The organism is Streptomyces sp. NPDC016562, from assembly GCF_043076955.1.
Taxonomy (GTDB): domain Bacteria; phylum Actinomycetota; class Actinomycetes; order Streptomycetales; family Streptomycetaceae; genus Streptomyces.
This window is the reverse complement of record NZ_JBIBRZ010000001.1, coordinates 855615-874127: the sequence shown is the minus strand read 5'-3', so window position 1 is coordinate 874127 and position 18513 is coordinate 855615. Positions and strand designations below refer to the sequence as shown.

Here is an 18513-nt window from a genome sequence, read left to right as displayed (position 1 = left end):
ATGACCGCACCCATCGAGTTCGGGCGTACCCACGACACCCTCAAGCTCAGCATCCCCGCCGGCCTGCGACCGAGGCCGGAGCCGGAGCGGAACCCGGAGCCGCAGTGGGGACACGAGCCGGAGCCGGCACAGGAGCAGGAGCCGGAGACGGAGCCGCAGGCGGCCTCCCCGCGCAAGGGCGGCCGGGACCGCTATCTCGACCTGCTGCGCGCGCTGGCGCTGGTGCGCGTGGTGCTCTACCACAACATGGGCTGGTTCTGGCTGCCCCTGGTCTTCCCGTCGATGGGCGTGATGTTCGCGCTGGCCGGCTCGCTGATGGCCCGCTCGCTCAGCCGTCCCGCGCTCGGCGTGATCCGCGGCCGTCTGCGCCGGCTCCTGCCGCCCATGTGGCTGTTCGGCGCCGTCATGATCACCCTTGAGATCCTCGACGGCTGGGGCCCCCAGTCCGAAGGCCACGCCACCTGGTGGTGGTCCAAGCTGGCGTTCTGGATCCTGCCGCTGAGCACTCCGCCGTACGCGGACAGCCTGGCGGGCTTCCAGCACGTGGAAGCCACCTGGGCCGCGCAGATCATCGTCCCGCTCTGGTACCTCCGGGCGTACCTGTGGTACGTCCTGCTCTCCCCGCTGATGCTGCGGGCCCTGCGACGCTTCCCGGTGGTGACGCTGTTCACCCCGCTGGCGCTGTCGATCGTCATGAACACCTTCTTCGCCGACCAGGAGTTCATCTACAGCCGGGTCTGGGAGACCGCCAACGACTTCACCATGTTCGGCTCCTGCTGGATCCTCGGCATGGCCCACCAGGAGGGACTGCTCAAGAAGATCCCGCAGTACGTGGTGCCGTCCATCGCGCCGCTGATCATGGTGGCCGGCCTCTGGTACCTGCAGACGCGCCCGGTCAATCCGAGCGAGCCCACCGACATCGAGTCCTGGCCCATCGCCCAGGCCCTGTGGTCCCTCGGCTTCGTGGCCATCCTGCTCCACGTCAGCCCGTCCTGGGAGCAGTGGCCCAAACCGTTGGAACGCTGGAACGGCCTGGTCAGCCTACTCAACGCACGCGCCGTCAGCGTCTACCTCTGGCACGAGGTCGCGCTGGTCGTCGCCGTCCCGCTGATCGACCCGCTCTGGAGCGTCCGCTTCTTCTACCAGCACCTCCAGTGGCTGCTGATGAGCCCCTGGTTCACGCTGCTGGTGGCGATCCCGCTGCTCGGCCTGCTGGTCCTGACCTTCGGCTGGGTCGAAGACGTGGCCGCCAAGCGCTCCCCGCGGATCTTCCCGTACCCGCGCCGTCAACGGGGCAGGCGCCGCGCCGCCTGAAGGGACGCCGCTCACGTACGGCGTCGGCGCGTTGGAGCCCTCGCCCACCCCTGATCAGTAGTGTTTTGCCGGCATAAAGATCTGCACGTCCTGCCGGCGTCGGGTCGGCGACCGCGCGGGAAGCCGGTCGCCGTCCGTCCCGGGTCTGCCGGCAGCATCCCCGGGAAGGCGCTACGTGAACCTCAACGGCTGTGACAGCTCCCCGCAGCGGCCCAGGCGGCGCAGGCCGCAGCGTGTGCCGATCGCGGTCCTGCTCCTGGCGACGACCTCCGGTTGCGAGTACAACTGGCAGGACTTCCCGCGTCTGGGCATGCCGACCCCCGCCACCGAAGAGGCGCCGCGGATCCTCTCCCTCTGGCAGGGCTCGTGGGCGGCCGCGCTCGTCGTCGGACTGCTGGTGTGGGGTCTGATCATCTGGGCGGTCGTCTTCCACCGGCGCACCAGGACGAAGGTCGAGATTCCCCCGCAGACCCGGTACAACATGCCCATCGAGGCGCTCTACACGGTGGTCCCGCTGATCATCGTCTCGGTCCTCTTCTACTTCACGGCCCGTGACGAGGCCCAGCTCCTCGCCCTCAGCAAGAAGCCCGCCCACACCGTCAACGTGGTCGGATTCCAGTGGAGCTGGGGCTTCAACTACATCGAGGACGTGGACGGCAAGGCCGACACGGGCGACGCGAAGGCCGACCGGAACCTCCAGATCGTTCCCGACAGGACCATCGAGGCCTTCCCGGCGGGCGCCGAGGGCGTCTACGACGTAGGAGTCCCCGGCACGCGCAACCCGCAGACCGGCAACCCCGGCCCCACGCTGTGGCTGCCCAAGGGCGAGAAGGTCCGGTTCATCCTGACGTCCAGGGACGTGATCCATTCCTTCTGGGTGCTGCCGTTCCTGATGAAGCAGGACGTCTTCCCCGGCCACAACGTCAACGTCTTCGAGGTGACGCCCAGCCAGGAGGGCACGTTCCGGGGCAAGTGCGCCGAGCTCTGCGGCGTCGACCACTCCCGGATGCTCTTCAACGCCAAGGTCGTCTCGCCCGAGCGCTACCGGCAGCACCTGAAGGACCTGGCCGCCAAGGGCCAGCGCGGTTTCATCCCCGCGGGCACCACCATCACGGACCCGGCCAGGAACTCCGAACCCCGCAAGCTGTGACCCCCTCGCGGTCCGTGCCCCGGCCCCCGGGGAGGACCGATCGCCGGGCTCCCCGCCCGGATGGCTGAAACACCCTCATGCCGGCTCCCTCGGGCGAGCGCGGTTGTTTGGCGAACGCGTAACCGAGTAGGCGTACATCCGTACGTACGCCCACAGTTTTCCGTCGTGGTCCAGTCAGCCCTGGTCCGTACGCGGCTCCACCGCGTACGGATCGTCCGCCGGGACGCGCCGCAGCGCGCCGCGTCTCCTCGACCCCAGGAGCACCATGACCCCGGTCCTGTTCGTCTACGCCAAGGGCGGCCCTCCGCTGGAGTACGCCGTCCCGCGCATCGCCGCCCACGCCGCCGTGCACGTCCTGGCGCTCGCGCCGTTGCCCCGGACCACCGAACCGGTGTGGCGGCCCGAATGCGCGTCGGTCACCACGGCCCCGCCGGGCGAGGGGGCGGAACTGGTCGATCTGATCTGCTCCCACGCCCGCCGCGTCGGCGCCGAGGCGGTGCTGACCCTTTCGGAGTACGCGGTGGTGGCCGTCGCCCACGCGAGCCTGCGGCTGGGGCTCCGCGGCGCCGGCGAGCGGGTCGCGGGGGCCCGGGACAAGCGTCTGATGCGCCGGATATGGCGGGACGCCGGGCTGCCCGTACCGGGGTTCGCGGAGGTCCACACCCCGCAGGACATCAAGGCCGCCTTCGACACCCTGACGCCGCCGCTCCTCCTGAAGGCCGCCTGGAGCGCAGGCTCCACGGCTCACCTCACGGTGTGGAACGAGCAGCAGGCCGCGGCGGCCTGGAAGACCGGACGCCGCGTCATGGAAGCCTCCTCCGCGCAGGGGTACGCGGAACTGCACGCCGCGGACGAGGGCGTCAGCGATTTCCTGCTGGAGGAGATCGTGACGGGAGAGGCTTCCGACTGGTTCGAGGGGGACGGGTGGGGCGACTACGCCAGCGTGGAGGGGATCGTGGCCGACGGCCACTACCACCCGCTGTGCATCACCGGGCGGATGCCGACGATCGCGCCCTTCACCGAGCGGGCGAGCCTGGCCCCGGCCGCCCTCCCGACCGCCCTCCAGCACAGGATCGAGGAGGTGTCGCGCGCCGCCGTCGACGCGCTCGGACTCGACACCTGCGCCACCCACACCGAGATCAAACTCGGTCCGGCCGGAGCCATGTGGCTCATCGAGACCGCGGCCCGCTTCGGTGGGGTGATGACCACCCGCCAAGTGGAGACCGTCTTCGGGCTCGACATGATCGGCATGCTGGTGCGCCAGCTGCTCGGCCGAGAGGTCGGCTATCCGGAGAAGATGCTGACCGAGGGCAAGGGCGCCGCCGGATCCCTCGTCATCCTCGCCGCCGACCCCGAGGGCCGGCCCTGGACCGAACGGCCCGCCTGGGACTTCGACGCCGTCGACTGGCCCGCCCTGGTCGCACCCGGATCCCGCGTGGAACTGGTGCGCGAGCACAGCCTCGCGCCGGGCAGCCCGATCCCGCCGTACGAGGAGGCGGGAGGCGCCAATTCCATGGCCGCGCTGTGCTTCCTCACCGCCGAGTCCGCGCCACAGCTGCTGGCCGACTGCGGCCGCATCCTCGCCGCGCTGCCGCACGCCCTCACCGCCGACCCGGCCCCCCGGGGCGCCGCCGTGGACACCCTGCTCACCCTGCCCCTCTTCGAACAGTTGGCCGGAATGCTGGGCGGACACCCGTACGTGAAGGTCGTCGTGGACCGCGACCAGGGCCGCTGGCACGTCCTCGACAGCTCCGTGCACTCCTTCCACGTCAACTACATAGCCACCGAGATCCAGGGGCTGAGCCTCGACCAGCTCGACGCCGAACTCGACCGCTTCAACCACGACGTCTACCAGGACCCCGCGCGGCGCTTCCTCCTCGGCGTCCTCTCGCTCCACTCCCGGGGCGGCCCCGAGCGCGACGAGCCGTTCATGGTCCTGGAGACCACCGAGGCCGACACCATGGGCGCGGACCTGCTCACCGAGTTCCACGCCTTCGTACGGGCCCACCTCGATCCCGCGCTGGAGCTGCTGGTGAAGCCGGCCAACCACGCGCAGGAGAGCGCCCTCGCCGCCGTCCCGGAGACCGTGGTGCCCCGCGCACGCGGCCACGCCCTCCTCGCGACCACGCCCTTCGTGCCGCTGACGCTCGCCTCGGCCACCGGCCGGCTCCGCGCCTTCGCCTCGCGCGAGGAGTACCTCGCCGCCCGAGCGGACCTGACGTGGTACGACATCGTCGCCATGCCGGTGGTCCCCGACGACATCCCCCGGCTCGCCGGTCTGATCAACTCCCAGCCCACCACTCCGCTCTCCCACACCAACATGCTGGCGGCCGGCTGGGGCATACCCAACGCCATCGTCCGCGGAGTCCTCGACACGATCGCCGACGAGAAGCTGGACGGTTCCTGGGTCCGCTACGAGGTCACCGCCGACGGGTACGTCATCGAGCCCGCGCCGCAGCCGCCGGACCTCGCCGAACCGACGTGGCACACGCAGCGGGTCCGCCTCGACACGCCGCACGTGACGGACGTACCGCTCGTACCGCTGTCCGCGTTACGCGCAGGCGACCGCAACCGCTACGGCACCAAAGCCGCCAACCTCGGGGAACTGCACCACGTACTGCGCCACGGATCGAGCCGCCTGACCGGCTACTACGGCGTGCCCCGCCCACCCCGGGCCGACCTCCTCGGCCACCTGGCCGCCCGGCTGGGGATGCCCGAGGACGGCGATCTCGCCCAGTACGCGAGCGAGTTCCTCACCCGGCACGTCCAGGCGCCCGCGGGCATCGCCGTCCCCTTCTCCGTCCAACAGCGCTTCCTGGACTCGTCGCCGGCCGTGCAACAGAGCATCGGCAAGCTGAAGATGGCCCTGGAGCTGAACTCCATGGACGCCGTGGACACGCTCTGCCTCCAGTTGCAGCACGTGGTACGCACCCTCCCGGTGCCCGAGGACCTGGTACGCGCCCTGGACACGCAGCTGGTCGAACACCTGACGGGCACGGGCCGCTTCGCCGTGCGGTCCTCCTCGAACGCCGAGGACCTGCCGGGCTTCTCCGCGGCCGGAATCTACGAGTCCCACACCAAGGTCACCGACCTGCCCGGCGTGCTGGACGCCATCCGCAGGGTGTGGGCCTCGCTGCTCTCCCCGCGCAGCGTGCGCCTGCGCCACCAGGCCGGCATCTCCCTGGACGACACCTACATGGGCGTCATCGTCCAGCGCTACGAGCCGTCCCCGCTCGGAGGCGTCATGGTCACGTGCAATCCGACCAACCGCGCCGACTTCCGCAACGTGTACCTCAACTGTGCGCACGGCTCCACGGCCGACGTCGTCGACGGCCGGACGATGCCCCTGCAGTACCTGTACAACACGGTCGAGGGCGGCGGCCGCACGGTCTCGCTGGGCGCGGCCACCGAGGACCTGCCGCAGGACACGCGGGCCCACCTGGGCCGACTCGCGCTGGCGGGCCGCCTGCTCCAGTCCCATTTCGCCACGGACTACACCTTCGCGGGCCCGCTGGACATCGAGTGGCTGCTCGGGCCGGGAGGCGCGCTCCACATCCTCCAGCTGCGCCCGTACAGCGCCTGAGCTGACCTGACCTGAGCTGACCGGTCCGTACGTTCCGCGTACCGCCCCACCCGAGGTCGCCCATGCCCGTCTTCCTGCGCACGCGCGCGAAACGCCGCGTCCGCCCGCCCGCCGCGGCGCTCCGCGTGATCCGGTTGAACAACGGCTTCCAGCTGTTGTTCAACCTGCTGTGGTGGATGCCGGTCTTCTACCAGTACCAGAAGGAGGCAGGCCTCTCGGACAGTCAGATCTTCGGCATCCAGAGCGTCTACTACGTGGCGTTCTGCCTGCTGGAGATACCCACCGGCTTCATCGCCGACCGCATCGGACAGCGCCGCTGCATGCAGCTCGGGGCGGCCGCCATGACCGCCGCGAACCTCCTCCCCGTCGTCTCGCCGTCCTTCGTGGGCTTCATGGCGCACTTCCTCGCCATCGCCGCCGCCCGCTCGCTGGTGTCCGGGGCGTCCAGCGCCTACCTGTACGAGTACCTGCACGCGCATGGTGCCGGCGCCTACTACGTCCAGGCCGAGGGCACCGCCCGGGCGCTCGGCCTCTGGGCGAAGATCGCCTGCTGGCCCCTGGTCGGCGTCCTGATGCACGTCCGGCACGACGCTCCGTACGTGCTGACCGCGCTCTCCGCGCTCGGTTCGCTGGCCTGCGCGGCGGCCCTCCCGGCCCTGCCGGCCGTGCCTGCCGTCCTGGCCGCCCGCCGGGGCTCGCACCCGCCCGAGGAGCGCGTCGGGTTCCTCGCCGGGGCCCGCCAGGCCGCGAAGGTGCTCAGAACGTCGCGGGCCCTGGGGCCCCTGATGGTCCAGGGCGTAGCCGTCTTCACCCTGGCCCGCATCTGCCAGGTCAACCTCTTCCAACCGTTACTCCTCGATAAGGACCTCCCCGTCGCCGACCACGGTGCGGTGCTGTCGGCGATGACGGTCGCCGAGGCCGTCGGTTCGGCCAGAACCGGCTGGGTGCGCGGCAGGCTCTCCGACACCACCGTGGTGACCGTCCTCAGCGTGGTCATGGCCCTCACGCTCGCGGCGACCACCCTGTCGGGAGGCGCGGGCACGATCCTGTGGCTCTGCGTGTTCGCCGCCGCGGCGGGCCTCGCGTACCCGGTGCAACGCAACCTGATCAACGGGGCCATCCCGCCGACCCCCTACCGGGCGACCCTGCTGTCGGTGGAGTCCATCATCGACCGCGGCGTGTGCGCGCTGGTGGCGCTGGCCGTCGGCGCCTACCTGGCGGCGGACCGCCTCGACGCGCTCCTGGTCCACGCGGCGGCGGCCACCTGCCTGCTGCTCCTCGTCGTGGGCGTCGTCCTGAAGCGGCTGCCGCGCGGCGGTCAGTACACGAGCTTGTAGGTCACGTCCTTCGGGACGGGGGACGGTGCCGTGTCCGTGTAGAGGAGCCGGATCATGGTGAAGCGCCGGACGTCCGCCTGGCCCGGCCAGGGCTCCGGGCTGCTCAGGGTGACCGTCACGGGGTAGGGGCGGAAGCGGCCGGCCGCGCAGTAGGGGCGGCAGTCGTTCACCATGTCGGTGCCGGTGGCCGTCGCGGTCTTCGGACCCCAGGTGTCCCAGCGGAGTCCGACGAGGCGGTTGTTTCCGTCCCCGCAGGCCAGCAGGTATGCGGTGGGACGTACCTGAGCCTGCGAGAAGCAGTCGACGACCACGACCGGACCCGGCGGCGGATCCGCTACGGCCCGCGGGTGCGCCTGCCCGGAGGCCGGCACCGCGGTCGCCACGAGAGCCGCCGCCGCACACAGCAAGGTGGCCGCCCGTACCCCCGGTCGGGGCGCGCGGACGGGCCGGCCGTCTCCTGATGCATCCACGTGGCCCTCCTCGCCCGTCCGTCCTGCCGTCGTGCCGGCGACGCATGCGGCCATGCCCAGCTTCCCCCATCCGGGCAGGCTCCGCACTCCCAGGCGCGTAGGGCCGCCCCGGGACGCCGGGCCGCGCGCGGCTCCGGCGCGGGGGTGGCGGGCCCGGGGGAGCGGGCATCACGGGCCGTCGCGGCTCCTGCGACGACGGCCCGGGCGCGCGAACGGGCCCGCTCGCCGGCAGCCAGCGGCCACCGCGACCACAGCGCCCCTCATCGCGGCCGCAGTGGCCCCTATGAGGGGCTATAGAGCGTCCGTTCGGGTGGCGTCAGACCTTCACCGACGGCAAGTGCCGCTGGATGGACCTCGGTCCGTGCTCTGCTGTGGCCACGGCCGGAAGACGGTCGTACGCGGGCCCACCCGCTGTTCGCGGCGAGCCCGCCTCAACAGCGAAGGAGGACTGATGTCGCGCCACCCGAAGGACCGGCGAAGCCGAAGCAGGATCGCCCAACTGATGGCCGCCGCAATGATGTTGACCCTGGCCCTGTTGGACGTTTCCGGGGCCCATGCCGCCGCCGTCCACTCCAAACCGAAGCCCGACTGGGACGCCATCGCCCGCTGTGAATCGGGCGGGAGGTGGCGGGCGAACACGGGGAACGGCCATTACGGCGGATTGCAGTTCACCCAGTCGAGTTGGAACGCGGCGGGAGGCCGCAAGTACGCACCACGCGCCGACCTCGCCACGAAGTCGGAACAGATCGCGACCGCGAGGAGACTCGCCAAGATCCAGGGCATGGGGGCCTGGACCTGCGCACGCCGCCGTTGAGCACACGCTCCGACAGGGCGGCCCGGCCGCCCTGTCGGGCCGGTTCCCCCACGATGCGCCTAGGGTCAGCAGCTGGCGGCCACCGCATCGATCTTCCCGCCGAACCGGCCCCATGGCGGCGAGGAAGATGATCGGCACGTCCCGGGTGCGAGGCCGACGCCGTTGCGGGCAGGGGCACCGCGGTCCGCCGTGCCTGCTCCACGGCCTCCAACTGCCGCTCCAGAAGCCCCGGCGGGCCGCGTACCGTCGCACCGAGACGTCCAGTCCGTCGAACAGCTCGCGTAACGCCTGAGCCAGCACCCGCGCTTGCTGCGGCAGAGCGGCTCCGAGCGGGCGCTCGCGCCCTTCCGCACGCGGGGGATTCGGCCAGCACGAGGCATTCCCTCTCGATTCGCCGCATCCCGTCTGATCGGCCCCCTACGGTAGGACCCACGGCGTGCTGCACGCTGCAGTCGCCAAGGGAGGGAACCAGTGTCTTCGTCCTACGACCCCAAGTACGCTCCCGCCGGCGATGTGGGCGCGGCGCTCATGGCGATCGATTCCCGGCTCAAAGCCATCTATGACGGCACGACCGCGGCTGACCCCCAACAACGCCTGCTCACCGACCAGTTCCTCGCGTCCCTGGGACCCCGGGGAGCGCACGATCTGCTCGACGGCGCGTGCACGCTCATCTACATGTTCATGACGTGGCTGCGGCAGGCGTACGAGGCCCACGACAAGGACGTCTTCGAGTACGTCGTGCCGGACCTCGTGGGCACGCTGCGCACGATGGCCCGCAGCATCCGCCCCGAGGCGATCCCCACCATGGCCGGGATGGTCATCGCGGCAGGCACCGGTCTGAGCCCCAACCTGTGGCGCCAGCAGTACGGGGACTGGACCGAGAGCGAGATGAACGCCCTGGAAGCCACCGCCTTCCTGCTCGCGGAACACATCAACCGGCTGACGGACGACCGGGAGTTCGCCACACGCCTGATCACCAACGCCCTGTCCAGGGTGGACCAGGCCTGAGGCCCGCCAGCCCCGCCGGCCCGGCCGCCCCAGACAGCTCCGGCGGCCCCGGCGTCCGTACATCCCCAACGTAGGAGCATCTTGAAGATCCTCATCGCAGGCGGCGCAGGCTTCATCGGCAGCACGATCGCCTCTGCCTGTCTCGACAGCGGCATCCAGCCGGTGATCCTGGACAACCTGGTCACCGGACGGCGCGAGTTCACCGAAGGGCGGCCCTTCTACGAGGGCGACATCTGCGACGGCGACCTCATCGACCGCATCTTCGAAGAACACCCGGACATCCATGCGGCCGTCGACTGCGCAGCCCTCATCGTCGTCCCCGACTCGGTGGCCGACCCCCTCGGTTACTACCGCGAGAACGTCTCCAAGGGCATCCAATTCGTCGACCACCTCGTCCGCAACGACTGCCGCAACCTCCTGTTCAGCAGCTCGGCATCGATCTACCGGGCCGACCCCGGCGACTTCTCCGTCGACGAGGACTCCACCATCGAGCCACTGAGCCCCTACGCCCGCACCAAGGCGCTCTTCGAGACGATCCTGCGCGACATCGCCGCCTCCGGCGTCCTCAACGTCATCTCCCTGCGCTACTTCAACCCGATCGGCGCCGACCCCCACCTGCGCAGCGGCCTCCAGATCCGCACGCCCACGCACGCCCTCGGCAAGCTGATCGACGTCCACCACGCGGGGGAGCCCTTCACCATCACCGGTACCGACTACGCGACCGGCGACGGCACCGGGATCCGCGACTACGTCCACGTGTGGGACCTGGCCGCCGCCCACGTCAAGGCCCTCACCTCCTTCGACGAGGTCACCCGCACGACGCCGTACCGGGTGCTCAACCTCGGCACCGGCCGGGGCACCACCGTGCGCGAACTCGTCACGGCCTTCGAGTCCGTCACCGGCACCCCGCTGACCACCCTCGAGACGGACCGCCGACCCGGTGACTCCGCGGGCGCGTACGCACGCGTCGGCCTCGCCCAGGAGCTCCTCGGCTGGAAGGCCGAGCGCTCCCTCGAGGACGGCATCCGCGACTCCCTCCGCTGGTACGCCCGGCGCGACACCGTGCTGGGCGCCTGAGAGGCGCCCCGCAGGCCCGGCCGCCCCACCGACCGGGCCCGCGCACGAGGCGGCCCCTACCGGACAGATATCAGGGAGGTCCCCGCCATTCCGCCCTCCGCGACAGCTCGTGCGCGCGGGCCGGACGGCACGCTGGACCCACGGGCTGGGCGGTGACCCGAGTGTGGGCGCACCGCCGACGGCTCCCACATCTCTCCGGGGGGATCGCATGACGGTAGGGAAGCGGCTGCGCGGCGCGACGACGGTGGCGGTGGCCGCCACACTGATGGTGGTGGCCTCAGGGGCGGAGGCGGCCGCCGTCGACTGGCGGCCCCGGCCGGGCATGGTCTACCTCTCCGACATGCCGAAGGACGGAACGACCTGGTACGGCGCGGCGGCCGCGCGAGGCTGGCGCACTCCCATGTGCGGCCGCTCGTGGACGGTGCCCGAGGTCAACGTCTGGAGCCGCGAGGTCTACACGTCCGAGACCGCCGCAGGCCTCCAGAACACCGTCGTCTTCGAGACGGAGGCGGAGGCGATCGCGTTCGCCGCACTGGCGCGGCAGACCTACGCGCAATGCCCCTCCACGTACGACGACAGCCCCCTCAGCATCGAGACCGGCTTCGACTACGGGACGGTGGACGTGGAGGAAGGCGCCACCGTCCAGGGTCTGCGCATCACCTACACCTTCGGCGACACGTACCACAACCACCTCTTCGGCGTGGGCAGGGACGGCGACACGGTCACGCTCATCGAGTGGGAGAGCAACTGGAGCGCCCCTCCCGTCGACTACTTCAAGAACACCACCGTCAAGAACGTCGTCAACCGCCTGTACTGAACCGCCTCCATCCCGGCTCTGCGGCGGTGTGGCTCGGGCTGTGGATCACCGGCCGTAGGTCTGCTGGCACAGGGCGGCGACGCCGGGGCTGGTGACGCCGTGCGCCGCGCGGCACAGCTGCGCCATGTCCCGGGCCCCGCCGCCGGTCCCGGGAGCCGGGCGGGTCGGGCGGGCCGGGCGACGCGGGGCGGGGGTACGGGCATGCGGCCTCTTCTTCTGCTGGGGCTTCGCCGCCCTGCGCGCCGGCGCCTTCGGTGCGGTGGCCCGGCGTGGTGATCCCCACCCGGGTCCGTCCTGGCGCCGGGGAGCCGGGCCCGCCTTCCGGCCCTCGCCGGACGCATCGCGGCCCGCGGCCCTAGCGCGGCCAGGACCAGCAGCGGGCTCCGGTTCCGATGCCCCGCTGGCGGGGGCCGGGGCGGCCGGCGGGGCCTCGGGCAAGCGCGACAGCGGCAGAGCCGCCCCGGGGCCGAGCCGCGCGGGCCGGCGTACGGCCGGATGCTCGTGGTCCGCCGGCACCGGGGCCGAAGGGGCCCCGGCGGGGCGAGGGGGCAAGGGGTCGACGGTGACGCATCCGGAGGCCGCGAGAAGGGCGGCGAGGAGCAGGGGAAGTGACCAGCGGCGCATGAAGATCACTGTGCCGCACACACCCCCGAGCGCGCCCCGGACGCCCCCGCCGCACCCCTCGGACGGGTGACGGCGCGCCGGGAATCGGGCACCACCCCCGCGCCTCGCGCGCGGAGAGGCCCGTCAGCCGTGTTCCGGGGACAGGAACTCCCGGAACACCTGCGAGGAGCGCGGGTTCTTGCCGCACTGCCACACACCGTGCGGGCAGTAGTCGGTGATGCTGTGGTAGAGCGCGTCGTGCTCGTAGATCCAAGTCAGCATGTTCCGTACGTACTCCGGGTTGTCGCCGTTACGGAACAGCCCCCATTCCGGGTACGAGATCCGCTTGCCGTGCGCCCTCGCGAAGTCGACCTGCTGCTGGAGTCCGTAGGGCTGGGTGACCTGCTCGTCGAAGGTATGGCCGGGCGGCTGGTCGTAGCTGTCCATCCCGATGATGTCGACCACGTCGTCGCCGGGGTAACACCGGGTCCAGGCGATCGCGTCACCGCCGCGGTTGGGGGCGAAGTCGAAACGGAAGTCCTGCCCCTCCACCGAACGCATGGCGGCCACGATGCGCCGCCAGTACTTCTTCCAGTTCTCCGGGTCGGGCCGGCAGCGGTGGGTGTAGTTGAAGCCGTTCATCTCCCAGCCGAGCACGATCACCGTGTCCGGTATCCCGAGGCCGACCAGCCGCCTGGCCAGCCGCTGGAAGTGGTGGTCGTACTTGCCCTGCGCGCCCGAGCGGATCAGCTCGGCGACCCGGCGGTCGGGGACACCGGCCTCGTTGCCCTCGAACATGGGCACGTTCAGGACGAACAGCCGATCGGCTTCGGCCCGCCGCCACTCGGCCCAGCTGTCAAGGGAGTTGGGCTCCCCCTCGATGTTCCTCCACTTGTCGCCCGGCAGGTAGGTGTGCCCGGCCCGCAGCTCGGCACCGCCGAGCCAGTGCGAGAGCCCCTCCATCCTTTCAACGGCGGCTGAGTCGTAGTGGAGATAGGCGCCCACTGCGACGTCGGGCCCGTCGTCAGGGCCGTAAGGCTCGTCCGGGGGTGTGGCCCGGGCGCCCCCGGTGGCGAGTATGCCGGCGAGGGCGGTGGTGATGCAGGCGCCGGCCAGCCAGCGGCCTCGATGGGACATGCCGTCTCCACACGTTCGGGAATCGATGTCTCTCGGTGTGTGACCGTAGGCATTTCATCGGACGTATGGCCTGTCCGATGTCCCGATGTTGAGCCGTTCGAGGCCGTCGGCCGCCTCCGCCTGGCCCGATCGGGTGAACATCGCCACCCGTACCCGCGTGTCCACGTATCAACGCGATTTCTGCGTGTAGGCGCCCGCCCGGCGGGCCACCAACCGCCCCACGCCTCACATCGCGGGTGTCAGACCATCAGCAGGAGCCGCGTGTTCGGTACGAGCTTTCGGTTCACGCTGGTGCTCTGCACGAAGATCGTGAAGTCGTCATTGTGGTCCGGCTTGACGCGCACTTCCACGCTCGGCAGTCCGAGCAGGGCGCGGGCCTCGGGACCCGTGTACACCCGGTCCGTCTTCTTCTCCAGCACGGCGATCTGCTTCCGCGCCTGGATCTTCTCCGACTTGCTCAGCTGGTAGAACGCACCACCGGTGCGGTAGGTGTGACCGGATTCGATGACCCATTCGCGGATCGCCGCGTCACGAGCGACCGGAATCAGCTGATACGCCGTCGGATCCACCGGGGTGAGGCCGGCCGCCGCGACGGTGTCCTTGTTGATGGCGTCCGCCCCCGTGGAGAACACCGCGCGCGATCCGCGGATGCCCTTCGTGCGGCCCACCATGAACTTCTCGGTGGCCTGCTGGATGACCTGCCCGGCCTCCTCCAGACCCTGAGTGCTGGTGGCGTCCCAGATGGCGACGTTCTCCTTGGGGAAACCGCACTGCATGGCCTCGCGCTTGCCCATCTGGTCCGGCACGAGGACGGCCAGCGTCCAGTTGTCCTGCTGCTTCTCGATCATCTCGGCCACGGCCGTGACTAGTTCACGCGGGTCCCTGGCGGGGGCGTCCGGGCAGCGATGGCTCGCGTTCTCCTGTCCGTCGGTCAGCACGAACGTCAGGAAGCTGTGGTCGCCGTACAGTTGCGCCGTCTGTGCCAGCTCCCGCTGTGACTTCAGGGCCGCCGCCAGCAGAGCCGTCATTCCGCCGACCCGGTACAGCTGCTTCAGCGACGGCATGCGCAGCACGTCCTTGTCGTAGATGACGCACTCCACCTTGTCGGCGAAGACGTACACCGTGACACGGGTTTCCTGGTCCAGCTCCCTCGATCGGCGGGCGAGATAGGCGATCTGCTGATCGGCGACGTCGACGACCTTGTGGCTCAGGTGTGACATGGACGAACTGGCATCCAGCACAAGAGCAACGTGATTGATGTAGTTCTGAGTACCGGACATGGCAGCTCCCCCTCGTTCCGACTGGATGCTCCTACCGTCTCACCCACCACTGACAATCGATCTCGGCTCCCGGCGGAGCGAGGAGCGCCGGGTCGGGGGTCATCGCGGAGGCTGTCGGCCACCGTCACCGCCCCCGCTGCCGCCGCCGTCGGCTGATCGCCTCGGACGGCGGCGTCTCGGTGGCCAGCTCCGTGAACCGCTCGCGCTCGGGTCCGGAAGGTCCCGAGCGGGCGTCGAGCCGTGCGCGGTCCTGGCCGCCCGCGGGACTGTCGGTGCAGTGGGGCACCGGACGCAGCCCGGTTCGGTGAGTGTGCGGTGGAGCGGGGCTGCCGGGGGAGGGGTTTACGGCTGCGGCAGGGGCTTGGGCTGGGGCTGATCGGTGCCCGCGTCCGCCGGAGCGGAGCCGGAGGGGGTGTAGTAGACGGACCGGCCTTGCTTGGAGCGCTCAAGGCGGCCACGGGCGACACCCTGCTCAAGGGTGTTGCGGATGACCGCTGCCTGGACCTTGCGCTCGGGGTGCGCGGCGCTGATGGTCTCGGTCACCTCGGCGGCGGACCGGGGCTCCGTCTGACCGGCCAGCGTGGCCATGACCAGCTCCAGCCAGGAGGGGCCGCCGCTCGTGTCCTTCTTCACCTCGGTTTCACCGGCCGCCTTGCGCTTGCGCGGCGCCGCGGTGGCTGCGGCCTTGGGCTCCGGAGCCTTCTTCGCACCCCGTGAGCCTGCGCTGCGTGCGGCCGGCACCGCGGCACGCTTCACGTTGCGCTTGGCGGACGGCGCGGACGCGGACGCGGGCTTCGCCGAAATACCCAAGGCCTCCTGCATCTTGAGAAGAACCTTCTCGCCTTCCTGAAGCTCCTCCAGTTCCTGCTGCAGCCGCTCCAGTTCCTTTCGCGTCTGCTCCTGTGCCGACTGGTTCGTCGAGAGGTCGCTGGCGATCTGCTGGGCGTAGTCGTCTTGCACGCGAGTGACGTTGGTGGTTGTCGTCATGGGTTCCTCGATTTCTGCGGGGGAGAGCATGTGTGAGGCGATGGTACGCACTCACGTGTACCCATGACGCCGAATCACGTACCCCGCCCCCTGCGGCAGACATTTATGACTGCCCGCGTGCTTCCACGAACTCGCACCGGCGCGCTCACCCGCGCGCCACGCATTCTGGGCCGCAGTCGCACGGCCGGACTCCGTTCCGACGAGGCCCTGGGCCGCTCCCGGGGAGGGCTGAACTGCAAGATTCAATCCGAACAGTGGGGTGACGCCCCGCCCGCAGTTCATACCTGTGCTCGAACAGGTCAGAGTCCCAAGGCGGGGTGGCGGACGCCCCACCGGCTTCGACATGACGGTCTACTGGCGCGCGCAATGAGGTCGCTATGACAATCGGCCCCGCCCGTGACCATCGCGTCCCGCGGCTATCCCTCTTCCGGGACCAACATGCCGAGCTCGACTTCTTCGAAAACGCGTGACCACCAGGCGTTGTCGTCCTCGAACACCCGCGGATCGCTCTGGCGGGCCCGCTCAAGCACGACTTCGACAAAGTCCTCGTAGTCGTCGTCCGCATCGCTCTTTCCCGAGAAGGCGAAAGCCTCCCACACCTCCAGAACGTTCTGCAGACCGCCGACCGAAGAGTTGACCAGCCCGTACTGCTGATCCCCCTCGCCTTCATAGCCGCGGACCATCCACACTTCACCGCTGTCGATCAGCAGCCAGTACGTGTTGAGGCCGTCCTCGAACGCACCGAGGAACGCAGCCCGACCCGGCGGAAGGTCGCGGACATCCAGTTCCCGACCCGAGTCCCGCACGAACATGCGATTGCAGTCGGTCGGCAACCCCCGCTCGACCAGCGCAGACCCCGCCTCACCGCCCACACCCAGGCGCGCGAGAGAGCTCGCGTCATAGGGCAGCCACCGGAACGGGCGGCTGCCGGAGAGTGGCCCAGTCACTGGGGCGTGTGGTGGCCGTTGGGTCCTGCGGCTCGCCGCGTTGCGGACGCGGCGGGTGCGTCCGTGCTCGGCGAGCAAGCGGAGGGCGTCGGGCGAGGTGACGAGCTGCGCGGAGGCGGCCGTGCGCTGGAACCAGTCGGACGCGGTCAGCAACTCCTCGTCGGTCCAGGGCTCGTCCAGGGCGATGGATCTGAGCAAAGTCCACTCGCGCAGGCGGCGGCTAAGGAATGTACGGTCGCCGATGACCGTGGCCATCATCTGCGCCCAGCAGCGAAACTGAGGGCTGGTCAGCTGCTCGGCCGCCCGGCGTTCAAGGTGGTGGTTCACGGCGCTCTCGGCCATGGACGTGTCGTCGTCGCGGAGGACGGCAGCCAGCAGGTTCACCTCGTCCGCCTCGGCGACGCTGTCCAAAGCCTTGAGGTGTTGGGCATAGCGCCGGTGCTCGGGGGGTTCGTCGTCGTGAGGGTCCGCCATGTGGCCATCACATCATTGAGCTCGCCCAACTGACCAGGTTCGAAGCGGCTTCCGGCTCGAAGCGGGAGCCCGCGGGACCGATCAACGCACGCCGAACCACTGCTCCGCGCCGAACTCGTCGAACCGTTCCACCTCGGTGAACCCCAGTTTCGCCGCGACCCGCACCGAGCGGCCGTTGGCCACCTGGGTGCAGAGCACCACCGGCTCGCCGGGAAACGCGTCCGCGAACCAGCCGAGCGTCGCGGCGCAAGCCTCGTAGGCGTAGCCACGTCCCCATGCCTCCGGCAGGAGCATGTAGCTGAGCTCGGCCTCCCCGCCATCAGGACGGACGTGCCCCGGACGCTCCGGGTCTCGACGGTCGAGCGTGACGACGCCGATCGTCACCCCTTCGTGATCGACTACGAACACGCCGGGTCGCCGCCCGGGTACTTCCGGCACCGCATTCTCAAGCTCAGCGCGTGGTCGTGGGCCACCTAGGTACGTCCGTACCTCGGGCGAGGCGAACAGCTCGATGAACGCCGCACGGTCGCGGCCCTCCGAAGCGCGGAGCACAAGCCGCTCGGTCCGCAAAGGCGCGGGCGGCCACACAACGGGTCCAAGTTCAGTCATGACAGGCAACGTACGAGCTTCCGTCCCCGGCAGCCGGGAGCACCGGCATGCTCCGGGGCGCGTCGGCGGCGAAACCGGCGCTATCCGGTCAGCCTGGATGGATGTTCGGTGAACCGCGCGCGACCGACAGCAGGTCAACGCCTCACGAACGGCCTCCGCATCCACCGTTACCACCCGCTGTTGCCTGATCACGAAGAGGCGCGCACCCGGCCCGAGCTGCCCGAACGACCATTCGTTCGCCGATAATCGAACGAGATGTCTGATAATCGGCGTTCGATGTGCATGTATCCCTCGCGACCGACAGACTCGGTGACGTCCAGTCGGCATATCGCAGGCATCTCCTGCGAATACCCTTCGAATTGAAAGAGAGTTCCGTCGTGCGTCACCGCATCGCTGCTGTCTCCGCCGCCGCCCTCCTCACCCTGGCCGGCGCCACCGGTATCGCCGAGGCACAGCCCGCCAGCCTGTACGCCCCCTCCGCCATGGTCCTGACCGTCGCTCAGGGCGAGGACGCGGCGACCGTCGTTCGGGCGTCGACTCTCAGCTGCGCGCCGACCGCCCAGGGAACGCACCCCGACCCCAAGGCCGCCTGCGCGGCGCTCGCCGCCACTGACGGCACCTTCGACGGGCTCCTGGCCGCCCCGGACACGAACCGCGCCTGTCCGATGCACTACGCCCCCGTCACCGTCACCGCGGACGGCGTCTGGCAGGGCAGCCGCATCTCCTGGAAGCACACCTTCTCCAACTCCTGCGTCATGGCCGCGACCTTCAACGCAAACCCCGTCTTCGCGTTCTGACCGCCCACCCGGGTCGCCCGTACCCTCGCTTCCGCCCCCGTCCCTCCCCGGGCGGGGGCGGCAGCGCGTCCCTGACACACACTCAGGACTCCCAACAGCACATGCGCTT

At 70.2% G+C, this 18513-nt stretch carries 15 protein-coding genes and 1 pseudogene; 10 read left to right on the top strand and 6 right to left on the bottom strand.

Annotation, left to right across the window (positions count from 1 at the left end; translation table 11 throughout):
* The 4 genes from ACF059_RS04015 to ACF059_RS04000 all read left to right on the top strand — a co-directional run bounded on the left by ACF059_RS04015 (position 1) and on the right by ACF059_RS04000 (position 7384).
* Positions 1 to 1314, top strand: coding sequence for an acyltransferase family protein (locus ACF059_RS04015; RefSeq protein ID WP_392050979.1), 1314 nt, complete (start codon positions 1 to 3; stop codon positions 1312 to 1314).
* Between the two features lie 175 nt (positions 1315 to 1489).
* A complete protein-coding gene (locus ACF059_RS04010) occupies positions 1490 to 2464 on the top strand; it encodes a cytochrome c oxidase subunit II (protein ID WP_392050976.1) in 975 nt (324 codons plus the stop codon).
* 265 nt (positions 2465 to 2729) lie between these two features.
* The gene (locus ACF059_RS04005) at positions 2730 to 6047 is read left to right on the top strand and encodes a PEP/pyruvate-binding domain-containing protein (protein WP_392050973.1); all 3318 of its coding nucleotides are present in this window, start codon (positions 2730 to 2732) and stop codon (positions 6045 to 6047) included.
* Positions 6048 to 6109: 62 nt separating this feature from the next.
* Positions 6110 to 7384, top strand: a complete 1275-nt coding sequence (locus ACF059_RS04000; protein ID WP_392050970.1) for an MFS transporter — start codon at positions 6110 to 6112, stop codon at positions 7382 to 7384.
* On the opposite strand, the gene ACF059_RS03995 is transcribed toward ACF059_RS04000, so the two are convergent.
* Positions 7366 to 7854 carry a hypothetical protein gene (locus tag ACF059_RS03995; RefSeq protein ID WP_392050967.1) on the bottom strand — a complete coding sequence of 163 codons (489 nt, stop codon included), beginning with the start codon at positions 7852 to 7854 and terminating at the stop codon, positions 7366 to 7368. The two genes, ACF059_RS04000 and ACF059_RS03995, sit on opposite strands and share 19 nt — an antisense overlap.
* Positions 7855 to 8305: 451 nt before the next feature.
* Between ACF059_RS03995 and ACF059_RS03990 the strand changes: the two genes are divergently transcribed.
* From ACF059_RS03990 to ACF059_RS03975, 4 genes are all read left to right on the top strand, one after another.
* A complete protein-coding gene (locus tag ACF059_RS03990) occupies positions 8306 to 8668 on the top strand; it encodes a transglycosylase family protein (RefSeq protein ID WP_392050964.1) in 363 nt (120 codons plus the stop codon).
* Positions 8669 to 9139: 471 nt separating this feature from the next.
* The gene (locus ACF059_RS03985; protein ID WP_392050961.1) at positions 9140 to 9676 is read left to right on the top strand and encodes a hypothetical protein; all 537 of its coding nucleotides are present in this window, start codon (positions 9140 to 9142) and stop codon (positions 9674 to 9676) included.
* An 81-nt stretch (positions 9677 to 9757) separates the two neighbouring features.
* Positions 9758 to 10753, top strand: a complete 996-nt coding sequence (gene galE, locus ACF059_RS03980) for a UDP-glucose 4-epimerase GalE (RefSeq protein ID WP_392050958.1) — start codon at positions 9758 to 9760, stop codon at positions 10751 to 10753.
* 208 nt (positions 10754 to 10961) lie between these two features.
* A complete protein-coding gene (locus ACF059_RS03975; protein ID WP_392050955.1) occupies positions 10962 to 11570 on the top strand; it encodes a hypothetical protein in 609 nt (202 codons plus the stop codon).
* A 747-nt stretch (positions 11571 to 12317) separates the two neighbouring features.
* Here ACF059_RS03975 and ACF059_RS03970 read toward each other — a convergent pair.
* The 3 genes from ACF059_RS03970 to ACF059_RS03960 all read right to left on the bottom strand — a co-directional run bounded on the left by ACF059_RS03970 (position 12318) and on the right by ACF059_RS03960 (position 15607).
* Positions 12318 to 13310 (bottom strand): glycoside hydrolase family 26 protein, encoded by a 993-nt coding sequence (locus ACF059_RS03970; protein WP_392050952.1) that lies wholly within the window; start codon positions 13308 to 13310, stop codon positions 12318 to 12320.
* Between the two features lie 239 nt (positions 13311 to 13549).
* Positions 13550 to 14590: a vWA domain-containing protein gene (locus ACF059_RS03965; protein WP_392050949.1), complete on the bottom strand. Its 1041-nt coding sequence runs from the start codon at positions 14588 to 14590 to the stop codon at positions 13550 to 13552.
* Between the two features lie 342 nt (positions 14591 to 14932).
* Positions 14933 to 15607, bottom strand: a complete 675-nt coding sequence (locus tag ACF059_RS03960) for a hypothetical protein (RefSeq protein ID WP_392050946.1) — start codon at positions 15605 to 15607, stop codon at positions 14933 to 14935.
* 108 nt (positions 15608 to 15715) lie between these two features.
* Between ACF059_RS03960 and ACF059_RS03955 the strand changes: the two are divergent.
* Positions 15716 to 15908 (top strand): annotated as a pseudogene (locus ACF059_RS03955) (IS5/IS1182 family transposase); the annotation flags it as partial.
* 85 nt (positions 15909 to 15993) lie between these two features.
* Here the strand turns inward: ACF059_RS03955 and ACF059_RS03950 are convergent.
* The gene (locus ACF059_RS03950; protein WP_392050943.1) at positions 15994 to 16998 is read right to left on the bottom strand and encodes an SUKH-4 family immunity protein; all 1005 of its coding nucleotides are present in this window, start codon (positions 16996 to 16998) and stop codon (positions 15994 to 15996) included.
* An 81-nt stretch (positions 16999 to 17079) separates the two neighbouring features.
* Positions 17080 to 17607: a GNAT family N-acetyltransferase gene (locus tag ACF059_RS03945; protein ID WP_392050940.1), complete on the bottom strand. Its 528-nt coding sequence runs from the start codon at positions 17605 to 17607 to the stop codon at positions 17080 to 17082.
* A gap of 377 nt (positions 17608 to 17984) precedes the next feature.
* Here ACF059_RS03945 and ACF059_RS03940 point away from each other — a divergent pair, with 377 nt between their 5' ends.
* Positions 17985 to 18404, top strand: coding sequence for a subtilase-type protease inhibitor (locus ACF059_RS03940; protein ID WP_392050937.1), 420 nt, complete (start codon positions 17985 to 17987; stop codon positions 18402 to 18404).
* Positions 18405 to 18513 lie beyond the last annotated feature (109 nt).

Excerpts from the sequence above, each read along its gene's own strand:
- ACF059_RS04015 (WP_392050979.1), top strand. The coding sequence starts at position 1 with ATGACCGCACCCATCGAGTTCGGGCGTACCCACGACACCCTCAAGCTC.
- ACF059_RS04005 (WP_392050973.1), top strand. The coding sequence starts at position 2,730 with ATGACCCCGGTCCTGTTCGTCTACGCCAAGGGCGGCCCTCCGCTGGAG.
- ACF059_RS04000 (WP_392050970.1), top strand. The coding sequence starts at position 6,110 with ATGCCCGTCTTCCTGCGCACGCGCGCGAAACGCCGCGTCCGCCCGCCC.
- ACF059_RS03990 (WP_392050964.1), top strand. The coding sequence starts at position 8,306 with ATGTCGCGCCACCCGAAGGACCGGCGAAGCCGAAGCAGGATCGCCCAA.
- ACF059_RS03975 (WP_392050955.1), top strand. The coding sequence starts at position 10,962 with ATGACGGTAGGGAAGCGGCTGCGCGGCGCGACGACGGTGGCGGTGGCC.
- ACF059_RS03970 (WP_392050952.1), bottom strand. The coding sequence starts at position 13,310 with ATGTCCCATCGAGGCCGCTGGCTGGCCGGCGCCTGCATCACCACCGCC.
- ACF059_RS03965 (WP_392050949.1), bottom strand. The coding sequence starts at position 14,590 with ATGTCCGGTACTCAGAACTACATCAATCACGTTGCTCTTGTGCTGGAT.
- ACF059_RS03960 (WP_392050946.1), bottom strand. The coding sequence starts at position 15,607 with ATGCTCTCCCCCGCAGAAATCGAGGAACCCATGACGACAACCACCAAC.
- ACF059_RS03950 (WP_392050943.1), bottom strand. The coding sequence starts at position 16,998 with ATGGCGGACCCTCACGACGACGAACCCCCCGAGCACCGGCGCTATGCC.
- ACF059_RS03945 (WP_392050940.1), bottom strand. The coding sequence starts at position 17,607 with ATGACTGAACTTGGACCCGTTGTGTGGCCGCCCGCGCCTTTGCGGACC.